This window comes from Arthrobacter alpinus, from assembly GCF_900105965.1.
GTDB lineage: Bacteria > Actinomycetota > Actinomycetes > Actinomycetales > Micrococcaceae > Specibacter > Specibacter alpinus.
The window spans coordinates 3,138,700-3,156,084 of sequence record NZ_FNTV01000001.1; the positions used below are offsets into that span (position 1 = coordinate 3,138,700).

15 protein-coding genes are annotated in these 17,385 nt (G+C 60.5%); 3 read left to right on the plus strand and 12 right to left on the minus strand.

Translation table 11 applies throughout. The features are described from left to right. Positions 1–21: 21 nt before the first annotated feature. The 6 genes from BLV41_RS14365 to BLV41_RS14390 form a co-directional block, all read right to left on the minus strand. The gene (locus BLV41_RS14365) at positions 22–759 is read right to left on the minus strand and encodes a DUF5058 family protein (RefSeq protein WP_244516916.1); all 738 of its coding nucleotides are present in this window, start codon (positions 757–759) and stop codon (positions 22–24) included. A gap of 360 nt (positions 760–1,119) precedes the next feature. Next, positions 1,120–1,956 (minus strand): pyrroline-5-carboxylate reductase, encoded by an 837-nt coding sequence (gene proC / locus BLV41_RS14370; RefSeq protein WP_074712247.1) that lies wholly within the window; start codon positions 1,954–1,956, stop codon positions 1,120–1,122. Positions 1,957–2,266: 310 nt separating this feature from the next. Beyond that, positions 2,267–3,094 (minus strand): sugar phosphate isomerase/epimerase family protein, encoded by an 828-nt coding sequence (locus BLV41_RS14375; RefSeq protein WP_044577391.1) that lies wholly within the window; start codon positions 3,092–3,094, stop codon positions 2,267–2,269. 21 nt (positions 3,095–3,115) lie between these two features. Further along, entirely contained in the window at positions 3,116–4,102 is a 987-nt protein-coding gene (locus tag BLV41_RS14380) for a Ppx/GppA family phosphatase (protein WP_044577394.1), read from the minus strand. Between the two features lie 249 nt (positions 4,103–4,351). Further along, entirely contained in the window at positions 4,352–7,126 is a 2,775-nt protein-coding gene (topA, locus tag BLV41_RS14385) for a type I DNA topoisomerase (RefSeq protein ID WP_074712248.1), read from the minus strand. Positions 7,127–7,263: 137 nt separating this feature from the next. Further along, entirely contained in the window at positions 7,264–8,925 is a 1,662-nt protein-coding gene (locus BLV41_RS14390) for a DUF7059 domain-containing protein (protein WP_074712249.1), read from the minus strand. Positions 8,926–9,110: 185 nt separating this feature from the next. Here BLV41_RS14390 and srmL point away from each other — a divergent pair, with 185 nt between their 5' ends. Continuing rightward, entirely contained in the window at positions 9,111–10,229 is a 1,119-nt protein-coding gene (srmL, locus tag BLV41_RS14395; RefSeq protein WP_074712250.1) for a PheS-related mystery ligase SrmL, read from the plus strand. 3 nt (positions 10,230–10,232) lie between these two features. Here srmL and trhO read toward each other — a convergent pair whose 3' ends face one another. Further along, positions 10,233–11,126 (minus strand): oxygen-dependent tRNA uridine(34) hydroxylase TrhO, encoded by an 894-nt coding sequence (gene trhO, locus BLV41_RS14400; protein WP_044577408.1) that lies wholly within the window; start codon positions 11,124–11,126, stop codon positions 10,233–10,235. Positions 11,127–11,203: 77 nt separating this feature from the next. Between trhO and BLV41_RS14405 the strand changes: the two genes are divergently transcribed. Both BLV41_RS14405 and BLV41_RS14410 read left to right on the plus strand, forming a co-directional pair. After that, positions 11,204–11,917: a GNAT family N-acetyltransferase gene (locus BLV41_RS14405; protein ID WP_074712251.1), complete on the plus strand. Its 714-nt coding sequence runs from the start codon at positions 11,204–11,206 to the stop codon at positions 11,915–11,917. Positions 11,918–11,941: 24 nt separating this feature from the next. Beyond that, positions 11,942–14,287 (plus strand): DEAD/DEAH box helicase, encoded by a 2,346-nt coding sequence (locus tag BLV41_RS14410; RefSeq protein WP_074712252.1) that lies wholly within the window; start codon positions 11,942–11,944, stop codon positions 14,285–14,287. Positions 14,288–14,384: 97 nt separating this feature from the next. Here the strand turns inward: BLV41_RS14410 and BLV41_RS14415 are convergent, their stop codons facing one another. The 5 genes from BLV41_RS14415 to BLV41_RS21720 form a co-directional block, all read right to left on the minus strand. Continuing rightward, a complete protein-coding gene (locus BLV41_RS14415) occupies positions 14,385–14,750 on the minus strand; it encodes an Rv3654c family TadE-like protein (RefSeq protein WP_074712253.1) in 366 nt (121 codons plus the stop codon). Continuing rightward, positions 14,743–15,339: a TadE family type IV pilus minor pilin gene (locus BLV41_RS22810; protein ID WP_342028202.1), complete on the minus strand. Its 597-nt coding sequence runs from the start codon at positions 15,337–15,339 to the stop codon at positions 14,743–14,745. The genes BLV41_RS14415 and BLV41_RS22810 overlap by 8 nt, the downstream gene beginning before the upstream one ends. Positions 15,340–15,366: 27 nt before the next feature. Then, positions 15,367–15,714 carry a DUF4244 domain-containing protein gene (locus BLV41_RS22580; protein ID WP_244516918.1) on the minus strand — a complete coding sequence of 116 codons (348 nt, stop codon included), beginning with the start codon at positions 15,712–15,714 and terminating at the stop codon, positions 15,367–15,369. A 189-nt stretch (positions 15,715–15,903) separates the two neighbouring features. Then, complete coding sequence (locus BLV41_RS14425) at positions 15,904–16,320, minus strand: type II secretion system F family protein (RefSeq protein WP_244516920.1); 417 nt, start codon at positions 16,318–16,320, stop codon at positions 15,904–15,906. Between the two features lie 188 nt (positions 16,321–16,508). Beyond that, a complete protein-coding gene (locus BLV41_RS21720) occupies positions 16,509–16,913 on the minus strand; it encodes a type II secretion system F family protein (protein WP_074712255.1) in 405 nt (134 codons plus the stop codon). Between the last annotated feature and the right edge of the window lie 472 nt (positions 16,914–17,385).

Genomic DNA, 17,385 nt, shown 5'->3' on the forward strand with positions numbered 1-17,385 from the left:
AGAAGGCTCCTGTCTGTAGTTTCAGGCTGCTGTGGTCATGAGAAAGGCGGTTGAGAGTGCCACGATGATGGAGATTCCCAGCCCCCATTCGCGCAGCCACGGACGCTTGAGCTTGCGAGCCAGCAGGATACAAACACCCATGGCGGCTGCAGAGACCACCATGGTCACAAGGTGGACAGGAGACTTGAGTACTTCTTGAAATGCCAAGGTGAAAAACGCGCCCAACAGTGCCGCAGTGGGGATGATGGCCATCACTGCAGGATTGACATTGCGAAGCTTTGCGTCGCCCTTACTCAGGATGGGGGTGAGGATCAGGGCGGACAACATCCAGACAAGGCCGCCGATCGTCATAGCGGCAAACGCAATGGCGAAGATCTTCTGTGTGTAGCTGGGACCGCCAAGCTGGGCGCCCTGCGTTCCTGCCGAAATACCGGCCGCTGCAACATCGAAGGCGGCCGATCCCACAAGACCAATGCGCGTCAGCACAGCCGGCGTTCCGAAGAGGGGGAGGAGCGAGATGGCGATTAGCGCAACGGCCATCGACGGCCCAATGGCTGCAATACCCCCTGAACGGACCGAGCTTTTGACCTGACCGGATGACAAATTAGCAGCAGGGGCTGCCTTCCGGATGGCCCTGAGGTAGATGGCCGACTGCAGGATGATGACTGCGAAAATCGCTACCGCAGAGGCCCAAAGTACGGGGTTGTGGATCAAGGGGATGATATCTGTGGAACCAGGATCGATAAGTGCGACAACCACGATTGCTCCTCTGAAAGTCTGGGAACACCCGCCCTTGCGTGTGTCCATAAGTGAAATGAAGTGAACAGTTAGTGTCTTTTTCTCTCACTTTCACGGCACTTGATGACTATAATCACATAATATTCTTGTTTCGGATAGATCATAGACGCAACTCGGGAGAGTTAATTTTCGGTGTGAGGAGGGAGCTTTGGCTACCAAGTGCGCCACTAACCACCGCGGAACCACCGACTCGAGGGCACGCAAAATAGACGCAGCGCAGCAAAAGTTCTGCTGCGCTACGTCTATTTCGGCTTGGGTATGTCCGCTTTTCAGTGAGCCCCGAATGAGCCGGCGAAACTGTTGCCGGCTCGACCCTGCGAGTTAGTTTCTGCCTAGTTCTTCCGTGATTGCTGCTGCCCGGCTGGCTGCTGCCTGCGCGCCAGCCAGCACAATGCCAGGCAAGCCGTCACGATCAAAACTGGCGATAGCCTGCTCCGTGGTGCCATTGGGGCTGGTCACGGCACGGCGCAGGGCCGCAGCGTTGGCCCCCGGCTCGGCCAACATGAGACCAGCTCCTGCTACGGTCTCACGGGCCAGGATCTGAGCAATCTCCGGCGCCAGGCCAAAGTCCTCAGCGGCCGCAGCCATGGCCTCAGCAAGGTAAAAAGCGTACGCCGGCCCCGATCCACTAATCGCCGAGACCGCGTTCTGCTGATCCTCCGGGACATCTAGGACAACCCCGGACCCATCGAACACCTCATGGGCTGCGGCCAGGTGATGCTCATCAACGGAGGAACCAGCTGACAGTGCCACCACGCCACGGCCGACTTTCAGTGGAGTGTTGGGCATGGAGCGCACCACCGGCTGCCCGGGCCGCAGTCCACCTTCGAGCTGCTCCAGCGATACCGCCGCGGCAACACTGATCACGACGGCATCGGACTCGAGCGAATCTGCAATCTCCCGGCACAAGTCAAGGATGCCCACGGGCTTCACACCCAAAATGACCACGCTGGCACCCTCAACGGCCTGGGCATTAGCACCAGGCTCCTCGTTGGACGCCAACGCGGTAACACCGTGAAGGGTGGCCAGTTCGTTGGCCCGCTCGGGCCTGCGAACTGTCACAACCACGGACTGGGGCGATACACCGGCCGCCAGCATGCCACCAAGAATGGCTTCGCCCATGGATCCGCAACCTAGGAACACAATCTTTTTCATCATTACTCCATCTTGTCTTTGCCCCAGCATTGCACGCAACCGCATGCCTACCCCAACCACGGGCAACGAGTTTCAACCCCACCAAAATACTTAATGGCAAACGCACAGCTTGCGCCCGGCCTATTCTCAATCGCGAACCGTAGTCTCTTAAGTACCTCATAAGGGTGCGAGTGATGATCGGACTGGTCCTGTCCTGAAGGCCAGTCAAATCGCCGGAGATCTCGCCAGTGATTCCCCCCATCCACTGGTGACATGATCTCCGGCGATTTCGCATTTAAGCCCGATGCGCCGAGGACACACCACAACTTTGCGGCTAGGCGCCCGTCTGTCCCAGATGCACCCGAGCGAATTCCAAGGTTTCGGCCAACCATTCTTCGCGTTGGCCGGCGCCCTTGGCCTTGCGGGTGGAAATCTCCGCAACCACTGCGCCGTCGAAACCGTTGTTGGCAATGTGTTGCAGAACCTCGGCGCATTCCTGCGTTCCATGGCCCGGGATCAGATGCTGGTCCTTGGTGGATGGAGAAACGCCATCTGTCAGGTGGATGTGGCGCAACCGGGATCCCAACGCCTTGGCAGCGTCCAGGCTGGAGGCCCCGGCGGATGCGGCATGTGAAAAGTCCCAAGTGACATCGCTGTAGTCCTGCGGAACCGGATCCCAGTGAGGCAGATACGCCAGAGCTTCACGGCCCCGCACCCGCCACGGGTACATGTTTTCAACAGCAATGCGCACACCAAAAGCGTCGGCAATATCGCGGACGCCGTGGGCGAAAGTCTCGGCGTAATCGTTCTGCCAGCGGAAGGGCGGGTGTACCACCACCACGTCGGCGCCCACGTCCACAGCCATCTGGGCAGACCGCTGGACCTTGTTCCATGCACTCCCCCACACCTGCTGGGTCAGCAACAGCGTGGGTGCATGGATGGCAAGGATGGGCTGATCGTAACGCTCAGCCAACCGCATCAAGGCAGACGCATCCTGGCTGTCGCCGTTGTGCGTTACCAGCACCTCGACGCCGTCGTACCCCAAATCCGCAGCGATCGCGAACCCGTCGTGCACCGACAACGGATAGACCGACGCCGTGGAAAGTGCCACGGGAATGTGCCGTCCTTGGCCATTTTGAGCGCCGGTGTCAGCGGAATTCATGGGCTGGTCCGTCATCTCCACCTACTTCGTGTCCGAGTTGCGCAACTTGCCCACATGGGCTGGCGGATCGAGCGGGCCGTCAAAGACAAGCTGATCAAGGCGCCGCAAGATCAGTCCCTCACGCAGCGCCCAAGGGCTGATCTGCATGGTTGTCACCTTGAACATTTCCAACGCCGTCTGAGCCACGAGCGCGCCAGCAAGCACCTGTTGGGCGCGGGCGGCCGAGACACCAGGGAGATGCAGCCTGTCCGCCGACGACATCGCCGACAGCCGCTGAGACCACAGCCCCAAATCACTCAGGTGCAGTTCCCGGCGCACATAAGGCCCCATGGACGACGGCGCAGCTCCCGTAATGCGCGCCAGCGCCCGGAAGGTTTTGGATGAGCCGGTGACAATGTTGGGTGTGCCGAGGGTTTGGGTGGCGGCGATGGGTTCGCGCAGGGTTTCCTTGATGTGCTTGCGCAGTCGCTTGATGCTCTTGGCCGTGGGCGGATCTTCGGCGAGCCATTCGCGAGTCAACCGGCCCGCGCCCAGCGGCACGGAGTGCGCTTGCTCGGGGAGCTCGTTGCTGCCCTGGGAGATTTCAAAGGAGCCGCCACCAATGTCAAGGTTCAAGATGGTTCCGGCGCCCCACCCGTGCCAACGTCGCACGGCGAAAAAGGTCATCGCGGACTCTTCTTCGCCCGTGAGTTCGGTCAGGCGGACGGTGGTTTCATGCTGCACCCGGGCCAGAACGGCGGCGCCGTTGGTTGACTCGCGAATAGCGGAGGTACAAAACGCCAGAAGATCCTTGGCCTTGTGCTTTGCGGCAAATTCCCACGCCTCAAGGATGAATTCGATCAGCTCGTGCTGGCCTTCATCGGTAATATTGCCTTCGGCGTCCAGGTACTTCACCAAGCTCAAGGGACGTTTGTGTGAGGCGTAGGGCACCGGGTTGGCCCCAGGGCGCGCGTCAACGAGCAACAGGTGGACAGTGTTGGAACCGATGTCGAGGACGCCTAATCTCATACGCCCATTATTGTCCCTTCATGCCATTACACGCGAAAGGCCACTCAGGTGACGGAGCACTTTCCATATGCTTGGTCACCCGAGTGGCCTTTAGACGCAATCGCTGCCTTCGCTGGCCTTGCTTGCGCATGCCCGCCCGGCGGCGATTAGTTAGTGCCAATGCGGCGCCCAGCAGGGACATCAGAGCTGCCGCGGACAATGCCGCGGCAGCCACACCTCTTCCCGGATGGGCGATTCAGAAATGCCGCACTATTTCTTGGCAGCAGCCTTTTTCTTGGCCGGGGCCTTCGCTGCTGGCTTCTTCGCGGGCGCCTTGGCCGTCCGCTTGACGGGGCCTCGCTCGCGCTTGTCCGCCAGAAGCTCGACGGCGGTTTCCCGGGTCAGCTGTTCCACTTCAGTCCCGCGAGGAACCGTAATGTTCGTTATGCCATCGGTGATGTAGGGGCCAAAACGCCCTTCCTTCACCACAATGTTCTTGCCAGAGACGGGGTCCTCACCAAATTCAGCCAGCGGAGGCACCGCAGCGCGGGCACCACGCTGCTTGGGCTGGGAGTAAATCTCCAAAGCCGCCTCGAGGGTGATGGTGAAGATTTCTTCCTCGGTTCCAATGGAACGTGAGTCTGAGCCCTTCTTCAGGTACGGGCCAAAGCGACCGTTCTGAACCGTGATCTCATTGCCTTCGGCATCCGCACCCAGAACCCGCGGCAGGCTCATGATGGCCAGGGCTTCGTCCAGGGTGACGGTGTCAACGCTCATCGCCTTGAACAGCGAGCCTGTGCGCGGCTTGGCCTTGACGGGCTTCTTCGGCGGCTTGGGCTTGCCGTTCTTGTAGTACTCGACCGGCTGGTTGGCAATTTCCTCGGCCGTCATCTCGGGGATGACCTCCGTGACGTACGGGCCGTAGCGGCCGTTCTTGGCCACCACTGTGTGCCCCGATTCGGGGTCAACACCGAGCACGCGCTCCTCGGGAGCAGCCGTGTCCATGAGCTCTTGAGCCTTGGCTGGTGTGAGCTCGTCCGGAGCCAGGTCTTCTGGCACATTGGCGCGGGCCGCCTCAATGATCTCGCCGGTCTTGGGATCCACGGTGGGAACCGTGCTCTCCAGATACGGCCCAAACTTGCCTACGCGCAACACCAAGGTGTCGGTGATGGGCATGGAGTTGATTTCGCGTGCATCAATCTCACCGAGGTTGTTCACGATGCTTTGCAGACCAGCATCGTCGCCATCGCCAAAGTAGAAGCGCTTGAGCCAGTCAGATCCCTTGTCCTGGCCGTTTGCGATCTTATCCAAGCCTGTTTCCATACCGGCCGTGAACTCATAGTCCACATAGTCGGTGAAGTGCAGTTCCAGCAGGCGAACCACTGAGAACGCAATCCAGCTCGGAACCAGCGCCGAACCCTGCTTGCGCACGTATCCGCGGTCCATGATCGTGGACAGGGTAGAAGCGTAGGTGGAGGGGCGGCCAATGTCCCGCTCTTCCATTTCCTTGGTCAAGGACGCTTCGGTGAAACGCGGCGGCGGTGAGGTGTCGTGGCCATTGGCCTGGACATCCGTTGCGCTCAGGGCGTCCTTTTCCTTGACGTTGGGCAGGCGGCGATCCGAATCATCGGAGTCGTTCCGAGACTCGTCACGGCCTTCCTCATAGGCGGCCAGGAAGCCGCGGAAGGTAATGACGGTACCGGAGGCCGAGAATTCCGCGTCCGTGCCATTGGCTTCACCACCGGCTGCCGTGGCACCCAACTTGATGGTCGCCGTGGAACCCTTGGCATCAGCCATCTGGGAGGCAACTGTTCGCTTCCAGATCAGCTCGTACAGCTTGAATTCATCGCCACGCAGTGCACTGGCCACCTGGGCCGGGGTACGGAAGGAGTCACCGGCGGGGCGGATGGCCTCGTGGGCTTCCTGCGCGTTGGAGCTCTTATTGGCGTAAACGCGCTTGGCCGCGGGCACAAACTCGGGACCGTACAGCTCCGAGGCCTGGCGCCGGGCAGCGTTGACGGCCTCATCACTCAGCGAGGATGAATCGGTACGCATATATGTGATGTAACCGTTTTCGTACAGACGCTGAGCGGTCGACATGGTCGATTTGGAGGAGAAGCGCAGCTTTCGGCCGGCTTCCTGCTGGAGGGTCGACGTCGTGAACGGCGGGGCAGGGCGGCGCGTGTAGGGCTTGTGCTCAACCGAGCGGACGGAGAACGCCACATCCTGCAGGGCCGAGGCGAGCGCGCGTACGGCAACCTCGTCCAGGTGCGCAACGTTCTTGCCGGTCAGTTCACCCTTGTCGTTGAAATCCCGACCGGACGCTACGCGCTTGCCGTCCACCGCGGCGAGCTTGGCGCTGAAGGACTCGCCCGTTTCGGGGCTGAACGTGCCATTCAGGTCCCAGTAGCTGGCCGAGCGGAAGGCCATGCGCTCACGTTCGCGCTCAACCACCATTCGGGTGACTACTGACTGCACGCGTCCGGCGGAAAGCTTGGGCGCAACCTTGCGCCAAAGGACCGGGGACAGCTCGTAGCCGAAGAGCCGGTCAACCACACGGCGGGTTTCCTGCGCATCAACCAGATCCGTATCCAGTTCGCGCAGGTTACCCAAGGCACGCTGCAAGGATTCCTTGGTGATTTCGGCAAAGGTCATGCGGTGCACGGGCACCTTGGGCTTGAGCACCTCGAGCAGGTGCCAGGCGATGGCTTCGCCCTCGCGATCCCCATCGGTTGCGAGGTAGAGTTCGTCGGCGTCCTTGAGCTGCGCCTTGAGCTCTGCCACCTTTTTCTTCTTGTCGGAGGAGACCACGTAGTACGGCTTGAAATCGTTCTCCAGGTCGACGGCGAACTTGCCGATCGAGGACTTCTTCAGCTCCGCGGGCAGCTCGGAAGGCTGCGGCAGGTCACGGATGTGCCCAATGGAGGCTTCCACGACGAAACCTTCACCAAGGTACTTGGCGATGGTCTTGCTCTTGGCCGGGGACTCTACAATAACGAGCTTTTTGCCGGTCTTTGGCTTGCTGGCTGCTGCCTTGCTGGGCACGGTACTCCTACAGGGAATGAAAGTGGGACGAACGGCGTCTCCAAGAGCCTAGTTCACCATATTTTTACCGTGAACGCGTATTGCTTGAGAAACTGGGTTCAAACAACTATGCGCCCACGGAGGCCTGTTTGGGCAAATTATTGAGCTTCTCCGGCCATGGAACCGTCTTCTAAGGCGGCCGGGATGAGGAATCCATCCCGGACGAGGTTGCGAACGTCACTACTTAGAGCGTCAACGAATTCAGGGTCGTCCCGCTCGAGCAACACGGCCAAGGCGCCGATGATCTGTCCAGCGGTGAGGTCGCCGTCGGACGCCGAAACAAAGCCTGCCAGCTCAGTACTCAACAGGTTTGTACGCCGCAGCCCTGCCCCTTGGCGGAGCAGAATCACACCCGGGTGTTCGGCTCCGGGCTTTTGGTGGCGCTCCTCGGTGACGTCAGAAGCGGATAGCAGGTGCTCATCAGCGATGTTGGGACGTTGCTTCAGCCACTGCAATCGGTCCAAGGCATCGGCCAGATGCGGCCCCACAGGCTGTTCAATGGGGTACAGGATTTCCTCAAAGCGCGGCTCACTGGGTTCCTCTCCCACGGCGGGGCGGCGCAGCAGGATGTAGCCAAAGCCGATTCCCACCACGTTGCGGGAGGCAAAATCGAGCAGGTAGTCCTCATAGGCGTCGATGTAGGCGGCTGAATCGCGGCCCTGTGAGGCATCTTGCAGCCATGTTTCGGCATAGCCCCCAGGGGAAACCTGCTCGCGCTGAATGAACCAGGCTTCGGTCCCTGCAGCCAGCCACTGGGCGGGGCGAGCATGCCACTGGGCCTGGTTCTCGGCGTCGACCGTGCTGTCTTTTGTGACTTCCCAGTTACCCAGCATCTTGGCTGTGCCGCCAGGCTTCAGGATGCTGGGCAGCTCTCGCACCAGCGTTGCCACGATGGCGTCCCCGGCCATGCCGCCGTCGCGGTAGGTGAATTGGTCACTGCTTTGTTCGCCGCGATGGCGCGGGGTGATGACGAAGGGCGGGTTGGAGACCACCAGGTCAAAAGACTCCCCGGCTACCGGTTCCAGCAGACTGCCTAGCCGCAGGGAGACGCGAGCTTGGGGATTGTTTTTATCGAAATCGGCGTCGGTCAGCCCCAACTGAGGGGCGTTCAGTGTCAGGTTGAAGCGGGTGAAGGCCAGCGCCCGCTCCGAAATGTCTGTGGCAACAACCGTTTTGGCGTGGTGCAGGAGGTGGAACAATTGGATGCCACAGCCGGTCCCCAGATCAAGGGCGTGCTCCACATCGCGGCGGATGGTGCCCTGTGCGAGTGTCAGGGAGGCTTGGCCAATCCCCAGAACGTGGTCCTTGCGCAGCACACCCGGGCGCTGGTGAGCGCCGAGGTCGCTGGACACCCACAGATTAATGTCCTTTTCACCTTCGTGGGCGGCGGGCCAGCCATAGGGGCGAAGGTCCACGGCGGCACGAACCATGCCGGACTCCGGAGCAGGTTCGATCAGTCCAAGGTGCGCCAAGGTTTCAACCCTTGCGCCCGGCAACGCCTGGGCCAGGAGGTCCGCCGGTACATCGCTTGCGAGCAGCCAAAGTTTGACCACAGTTGCCAACGCGTCCTGGTCATTGCGCAGCACCAACGTTGCCGGCACGGTCTGGTCCCGGGCCAGCGCCTGGTTGGCGTCGTCACCGAGGAGCTCCGCCACGCCGTCGACCGTGTAGTTGATAGCAGTGAGGTCTGCAGCCAAAGTGGCCAGGAGATCCAAGTTGTCACTGCGCGGGGCGTCGGGAACGGTGGCGAAATCAGTCATTGGAACAGCCTATCGAGTTGTGGCGGTCCCGGCTGGCGTACGATTGATGCATGCAGACTAGTCAGCGATTTATCAGCCCTCGGCCGTCATTGGCCGCTTGGGCTGCTTCGCTGACGCGCTGAGTCCATCCGGCAGCGGCTGAGGGGTTCCCACCCATCGCCTCCCGGACATCAAAGGACTCACCCATGCACACCTATCTTTCGCACACCGCTTTGCAATCCGCTCTCTCCATCCCGGACCTAAGCGAAGCTGCTTCCGGACACGCCATGGCAGCCATGCTGACCTCCGTCACCGACGCCCTGACCACACTCTGGGACGTGCCCGTTGCTGAGCACCGGCCCAGTCCCCTTGTCTCCGTTCGCGACAATTACGACCGGCTGGGATTCAGCCCCACGGACGTCACCCGCGATTCGCGCTATTCCCGCCACGTCAGTCCCACGGTCATGCTGCGCAGCCACACGTCCGCGGGCATGCCTGCCGTGTTGGATTCGTTGCGGCCGGAGCTGGGTCGGTACGACACCCTTCATGTGCTGCCCGGGCTGGTCTACCGCCGCGACGCCGTGGACCGGACTCATGTGGGCACGCCACATCAAGTAGATCTGTGGCGGCTGCGTTCGCGTGGACTGCTGGGCGTGCCGGATCTGATGGGGATGCTAGGCGCCGTTGTGGAGGCCGTCCTGCCGGGCGCCCGGTGGCGGACCATTTCCAGTCCCCACCCGTACACCACTGCCGGGGTGCAACTCGATGTTCAGGTTCGCGGGGAATGGTTGGAGCTGGCTGAGGCGGGGCTCGTGGCCGCCACAGTGCTTCGCGCTTCCGAACTGGACCCACGCCGTTGGGGTGGGCTGGCTCTGGGCATGGGACTGGACAGGGCCCTGATGCTGCGCAAAGGGATTGACGATATCCGGCTATTGCGCTCGGCCGATCCGGACGTTTCCGCCCAAATGACGGACTTGTCACCGTACAGTGCGGTCTCGGCCATGCCGCCCGTCCATAGGGACTTGTCCCTTGTCTGCGCGGACGACGTCGATCCTGAGGTCTTGGGGGATGCTGCCCGTTCCGCATTGGGCCCCGACGCCGAGGTACTGGCGGGTGTGGAGGTACTCGCCGTTACGCCTGTCGCCAAGCTTCCGTCCGGAGCTGTGGCCCGCCTAGGCATAGTGCCGGGACAGGCCAATGTCCTGGTGCGTTTAACGTTGCAATCGTTGGAGCGAACGCTGACGTCGGCGGAAGCCAACGTGGTGCGAAACCGGGTCTACAAAGCCCTTCACGAGGGCCCCAACCTGGAGTTGATCGCGGTGTAGGGCTTAGTCAGTACAGCCTTGCGGGCACTGCAGGGTTGACGGATCCGAGGCACAGTCGGTGCAGTACAGGTTGAGGTTGCGGCAGCTGGGGTTCGAGCAATTCTCGAACTTGTTGCTTGGCTTGTTGCAACGGATGCAATGGCCCACTTCTTTGGCTTCGTCGCTGAATTCCATGTGCATGCGCTTGTCGAACACGTAGAGGGAGCCCTCCCACAGGCCCTTGTCCTTGAAGGTCTCCCCGTACCGGACGATCCCGCCGTCCATCTGGTAGACCTCCTTAAACCCGCGGTTGACCATCAGTGAGCTGAGAACCTCGCAACGGATGCCGCCGGTGCAGTAAGTGACGACGGGCTTGTCTTTGAGGTCGTCATACTTGCCGGAGTCCAGTTCCTTGATGAAGTCGTGGGTGGTGTCGACGTCGGGGACGATGGCGTTCTTGAATTTGCCGATCTGGGCTTCGAAGGCGTTGCGGCCGTCGAAGAAGACTACTTCCTCGCCCTTGGATTCTTTCTCGGCCACTAGTTCGTGCAGTTCTTCAGGCTTGAGGTGCGTACCGCCGCCAACCACGCCGTTCTCATCGACCTTGAGTTCACCTGGTGCACCAAAACTGACGATTTCTTCGCGCGCTTTTACGCTTAGCCGGGGGAAGTCGTTGCCGGTTCCGTCGGACCACTTGATGTCCATGTTTTTGAAGCCAGGGTATTCACGGGTGGTTTTTAGGTACTGCTTGAGGTCTTTGATATCTCCGCCGACCGTTGCGTTAATACCGTCCTTGGAGATGAGAATGCGCCCCTTGAGGCTGAGTTTTTCACACAGCGCACGCTGCCAGAGCTTAATAGCTTCGGGGTCACTGAGAGGGGTAAAGCCGTAAAAGAGCACAATTTTGTTCATCGACACGTCTTAAAGCCTACTTTGTGCCACCAAACGGCCCCGCATTTATGCTCGCCCATACCCCGTGGGCATAGGCTGGAGGCATGACGGGTGGTTCCAAGGAGCTTGCGCACCAGGCGACTGAATGGTTCACCGGCTGGAGTGCGCTGCGTAGCTACCAAAGCCGCTCCGGGCCGGGTTTTGTTGCGGCCCTCTCTCTGGACCGCAGCGGTGATTGGGAGTATTTCACCTGCGACCCAACGGCCTCTGTTTTTTCCGCCTTGGCCGAGGAAGTGACCACATCCACTCAAAGGTCGCTTTGCGTCATAGGCTCCGATGTTCACCGCTATGTGAAGTGGGCACATCAAAGGGGCCTCGGGATGGTCTCAACCTCCGAGAAGCTCATGGTCTGCGCCATGGAAACCCAGGATAACCAGGACCCATTCTTGGGAGATCCAGATTTGACCCTCGTGGTCAAGAAAATCGGTGGAAAGCACAGCCAATCGCCCTGTCAGGCACGTTTTTCCGCCGCCATCATGCGCGGCCAGTCCATCTTGGCCAGCGGACGGGTCGGCATCTACGGAGAAACGGCCGTCTTCGATGACTTGAAGACGGCCGCAGCACACCGGCGCCGCGGATTTGGGATGTTGATGATGAAAACCCTCACGGCACGAGCCCTCGACTATCCCGTGACCACAGGTCTGGTCGTGGCAACCACCGCGGGCCAGAGCCTGTACTACAAACTTGGCTGGCGCAATCTAAGCTCGGTCACTGTCTTGGTTCCGAAGGAGCGGCTGGCGGCGTTGGCCAGGCTGTAACTGCCACGGTGGCACAATGATGAAGTGCCTACCAATCATTCGCTGATCTCGCAGTTGGGTGGAGGAAACAATCCTCCCCAGCTGCAGCATGTGCGTCGAATTCCGGCGAGGCAGGCCGTCACGGAGCCGTGGCCGGAATGGGTCCACCCGGACCTCATCAACGCTTATTCATTTCTGGGTGTTTCGCAGCCTTGGCGACACCAAGTTCAAGGCGCCAACGCTGGGCACGCGGGCGAACACACGATCATCGCAACGGGGACGGCCTCGGGCAAGTCACTTGCTTATCAGCTGCCCGCCTTGGATTCAGTCCACCGGGCTGCACTCCGGGTCGCAGAAAATCCCGGGCTGTTGGAAACCGACGGCGCCGTAACCTTGTATCTCTCCCCCACCAAGGCACTGGCCGCTGACCAGCTGGCTGCCCTAAATTCCCTCAACCTCCCAACACTTCGTGCGGCGACCTACGACGGTGACACAGCCCCGGGCGATAGGCGTTGGATAAGAGATCACAGCAATTTCATCCTATGCAACCCGGACATGCTGCATTTTGGGGTGCTCCCCAACCATGCTTGGTGGGCTCGCTTCTTCAAACGGTTGAAGTACGTCATCATCGATGAAGCCCATAGCTACCGCGGCGTTTTTGGCTCACATGTGGCGGTCCTGATGCGGCGCCTGCGCCGTATTTGCGCCCACTACGGTGCAAGCCCAGTCTTCATGGGGGCCTCTGCCACGTCATCCGATCCGGGCACCTCCTTTGCCCGGCTCATCGGAGCGCCAGTCACCACCATCACCGAGGACTGCTCGCCCCACGGCGCAACCACCGTTGCACTGTGGGAGCCGGAGCTGACAGACTTTAAGGGCGAGAACGGAGCAAAATCCCGGCGTACTGCCATCGCCGAAACCTCGGACCTACTGGCCAATCTTGTTTCCGCTCATGTGCGGACCATTGCTTTTATCAAGTCCCGCCGCGGCGCCGAAACCATTTCCAGTGTGACCAAAAGGCTCCTTGATGACGTGGATCCCAGCCTTCCTTCGCGCGTCGCAGCGTACCGCTCCGGCTATCTCCCCGAGGAACGCAGGGAAGTGGAAAAAGCCCTCCGTTCAGGAGAACTGCTCGGCGTCTCGAGCACTTCTGCCCTCGAACTGGGAATCGATATTTCCGGCCTCGACGCAGTCCTTGTGGCCGGATGGCCTGGAACCCGTGCATCCTTCTTCCAGCAGATCGGCCGTGCTGGCAGGGCTGGGCAAGATGCTTTGGCAACCTTCGTGGCCAGTGACGATCCGCTTGATACTTTTCTGGTCCACCATCCCGAGGCAATTTTTGACCAGGCCGTTGAGGCCACGGTGTTCGACCCGTCCAACCCTTATGTTTTAGGCCCCCATCTTTGTGCCGCAGCGGCAGAGATGCCCATTACGATCGCCGATTTGGCCATCTTTGATGCCAGCACGCCGGCTCTGCTGGATCAACTCGTGGCCCAAGGCTATTTGCGCAAGCGCCCGGCTGGCTGGTTTTGGACCCACCCACAGAGCGCTGCCGCAATGGTCAATTTGCGCGAGGACGGGGGCGGGCCAATCAACATCATTGAGGCTGACACCGGAACCCTGCTCGGGACGATGGGCTCGCCGCAGTCTCACTATCAAGCGCATACAGGTGCTGTTTACGTTCACCAGGGAACCAGCTATGTGGTGCTCGAACTCAACGAGGCGGATCACTGCGCCTTAGTCCGCCGCGGCACACCCGATTTCTACACCACAGCCCGGGATGTCACCCAAATTGAGGTACTGGAATCGACTAAACATGAGGTGTGGGGTCCAGTCGAGATGCATTTTGGGCCTGTTCAGGTTCGCACTCAAGTGGTCTCGTTCCAACGCAAGGCAATAATTTCCAATGAAGTCCTCGGCGAGGAACCGCTGGAATTGGAGGCCCGCGACTTGTTTACCAAGGCCGTATGGTTCACCCTCGATAACCACACGATGATCGGCGGGGGCCTCGTGGAGCCGCAGTTCCCCGGAGCCTTGCACGCCGCCGAACACGCGATGATCGGTTTGCTTCCGCTGGTTGCCTCGAGCGACCGGTGGGACGTAGGCGGAGTGTCAACGGCGATTCATGCAGACACGGGCCAACCGACAATCTTCGTCTATGACGGTCACCCTGGTGGTGCCGGTTTTGCGGAGCGAGGGTTCGACATGGCAAGGACTTGGCTTAGGGCAACGATGGAGGCCATCGAGGCATGTGAGTGCCCGTCCGGTTGCCCGTCCTGTGTGCAGTCCCCGAAGTGCGGAAATAAGAACAACCCCTTGGACAAGGCCGGCGCCGTGCTGCTTCTCAAACTCCTACTGAGGAACGCCTCAAGCGGCAGCCTGCCCCGATAACCGCTCTATGCAATTTTCAAGTAACGTACGCAGATTTGCGCATAGTCGCGAACGATCCCCTCGGATTCGTATGCTGTATCACAGCTAACATTTCCACTCATGGCTGGCCAGGAAGGACCGTATCCGGTGGCGGCCCTGCCCTGGCCATTCCCGTTGATAGCCACGGCAACGCGGTCTTGATTGAAACTTTCACCTGCACGGACTGATCGCCAGCAAGCCTGCATTCAATGAGGGATGCTCCATGGAGGGCCGCGACATCTCCGGCGATCTGGCACGGAGGCCCTGTTGAAAGACCCCTGTAGGCATCGGCGGCAGCCAATGCGGATAGGTCGGCAGCAGTGGCAGCCTTGGACGCCGCGACGGCAGCATGGCCGAGCGCCATCACCATCAACATGAGCACCAGAATGGCAAAGACTAACCCCATAGCCAGCACAGTTCCCGCCCCATTTTCGCGCTTATCCATGAATCGTCTCTCCACGGTGCAGGGCGCTCTTAACGCAGATCCCGGTTCTGAGCGGGCATTCCGGGGTCCGCACCCATCTCCAGAGCGCGGCCTTCGCCGGCGTTAAGTTGGATCTAGGAAAATGGGGCAGCGGCGCTGACCCGACAAGCGGACCGGCCGCTCTCGTTTCTGTCCTTGAGCGGGCTTGTGCCGTCTGAGTCCAAGGGACCAGGTCCGAAAGGACGCCGCCTGCGTGACCACTCACCGAGACTGTGGTGTAGCCATCGGAATATCCCAAGGAAACGGAGGATTTTTCACCGGCGACCCGAGACACAATAGCCACGACCTGGGCGGACGAATCTCCACGAGCCAGCGCCCTTGCGCCAGCACGGGCGCCTTCCTCGAGTCGCAGTTGGAGTACGCCTGCCGAAACACCAAGGAGAAGAATCGCCAGAAGTGCCGTTACTGCGGGTAGCACCACGGCCAGTTCTGCGGTCACGGAACCCCGCATTCCTGTTGGGCGGCCGGCTGGTTCACCTGGTAGCTGTCGTGTTGTGCCGCCAACGCGAGTCGCCGTGGCCGGGCATACCAGCCTTGCAAATGCTTCCATGACACTCCAAGCTCCTGAAATCGCGGACTAGAAACTCAAGGCGGTGCGGATGATGTTTAGCAAGAACCCGCGTACTTCATCGCTCTTGAGGATCACCACCAATAGCCCGGCAAATCCGACGGCGGCCAGAGTTGCAATGGCGTATTCCGCCGTTGCCATTCCGGTTTCCATCCCATTCCTTGCCCAGCGATTCCCGTTCCACGACTTTTCATTCCATGCCTGCCTGGTCCATGAAATCCGGGCCCTGGTTGGCCGGGGGTTCCGGTTCACCACTGGCGGGTTCTGGCTGGCCCCGAGAAAGATCTCACTGACGTTCTCCTGAGCGGCGCCGTTGTTGCCAACGGCCATTCCTCGGACTGCTTCGTTACCGTTCATTTCAACTCCTTAATTTCGTGTGCTGCTGTGGTTTCCATTCGGCCGCCGCATCCTAGCGAAGCGCCGACTCAGTAACTGGTGGTTGAACTCTTCTCCTCTCTTAGCCCCGGCAAAAGGCCACTTTGGCGTTTGGTGGACAGTTCCAGGTGCGGCTGTACCTGTGGATGAATGATCGCGCCTTCTTCACGGCTAGAAGCTGGGAATCATGGCCATCACAACCGGCACGATTCCCAAGGCAATAAATGCCGGCAATGAGCACAAGCCAAGAGGCAGGACCAGCTTGACTCCCAAAGCTGCTGCACGCTTCTCGGCGCTGCGACTAGCTGCCCTGCGTGACCGTAGCGCTTCTGCATACAACAGCGGTGCCGACGAAGCACCCGTTAGAGCCCCGAAACTCAAGGCATCGTGGATCTGAGCGACGTCTCGTCGCGACGTGTTGCCTTCCCATGAGTTTTGCCACGACGCCCCAATTTCCAACCCTGCAACCACCCGCAGCAAGCGAGTTTGAATATCAGATTCGGCAACGTAAGCAACCGCACGCAACGCGCCTTGAACGGTCATCCCCGAGTCCAGGGCCGATCCCAACAACTCCAGCAATAACGGCACGGAAGCCACTCCCGGGGACGTGCGTGAAGGGGGAAACTTCCTTAATTGCTCTGGAGATTGCCGCGCTCGTCTGTCCGGAGGGGATCCCCTCGAATCAGGCCTGATACTCATGTAGGTTCGTCTACTTGTGCCCCATAAACTCAGGACAGCTATCGCTGCCAGAATAAAGACCGCAAATGCACTCACGACTAGTTCTTTCCCGGCAGCACTGAGCGCCACCCCGATTGATGGGAAGTAGACTTCCGCTTGACTCGCCACTCGATGGGTCGCGCAGCTTTGGCGATCATGCTTGCCGACCATGCCCTGCCAGCTACGGCAAATCCAACACCGGCAGCTAACACCAGCCAACCCAGGGAACTGCCAAGTAGCGCCGATATGGGATCAACGCCCATCAACATCCCCAGCCCTAGGCCAAGGACCGGCAGCCAGGTCAGTAGCTTCACCGTGGCGCGGGGGCCTGAGAGCGCGGTTTCCCGCAGGGCGGCTGCGTCGTGATCGGCCTCTAAAGTGGTTGCTAGTCGTTCCAACACGGCCGCAACGGGAGCCCCGCTGGCCTCGCAGACGTCAAAACATGCGGCAATATCAAGCCACATGCGACGTTGCTCCGCTGTCAATCCGCTCTGTTGTGTTCTCCTACCGAATAGCCCCCTACCATCAGCTCCAAGGGTGCGGCAGGCGTTGCGTACGGCCGCTGCGGTGGGCAGGCCCATGGAAGCGGCCCTCTGCACCGTCAGAATGAGTTGAAGAGTTGCTTCCATGGGCACACCCTCACCGGACCACTGGACGGGTTGTCGTCTGCCGGAGCCTAACAATTCACTCTTAGGGGATCGGGCATGTTCGCGTGCGCGATCCTGTTCCACGGCCAGTACGAGGGCTAAGGCGTCCCACAGGATCGGGCCCGTCCGTCCTGCCGCCAGTAGTGACGCTAGTTGGCGGACCAGCCGAGGGAGTGCCTCTGGAGAATGCTCACGTCGGTAATGCTGGACCGGGACTCGGAGCGCATGAGGCTGCGGCTGCACCGGCCCTGCGGGTCGTTGCAAACCCATGAGCCAGCATGCTGTTCCA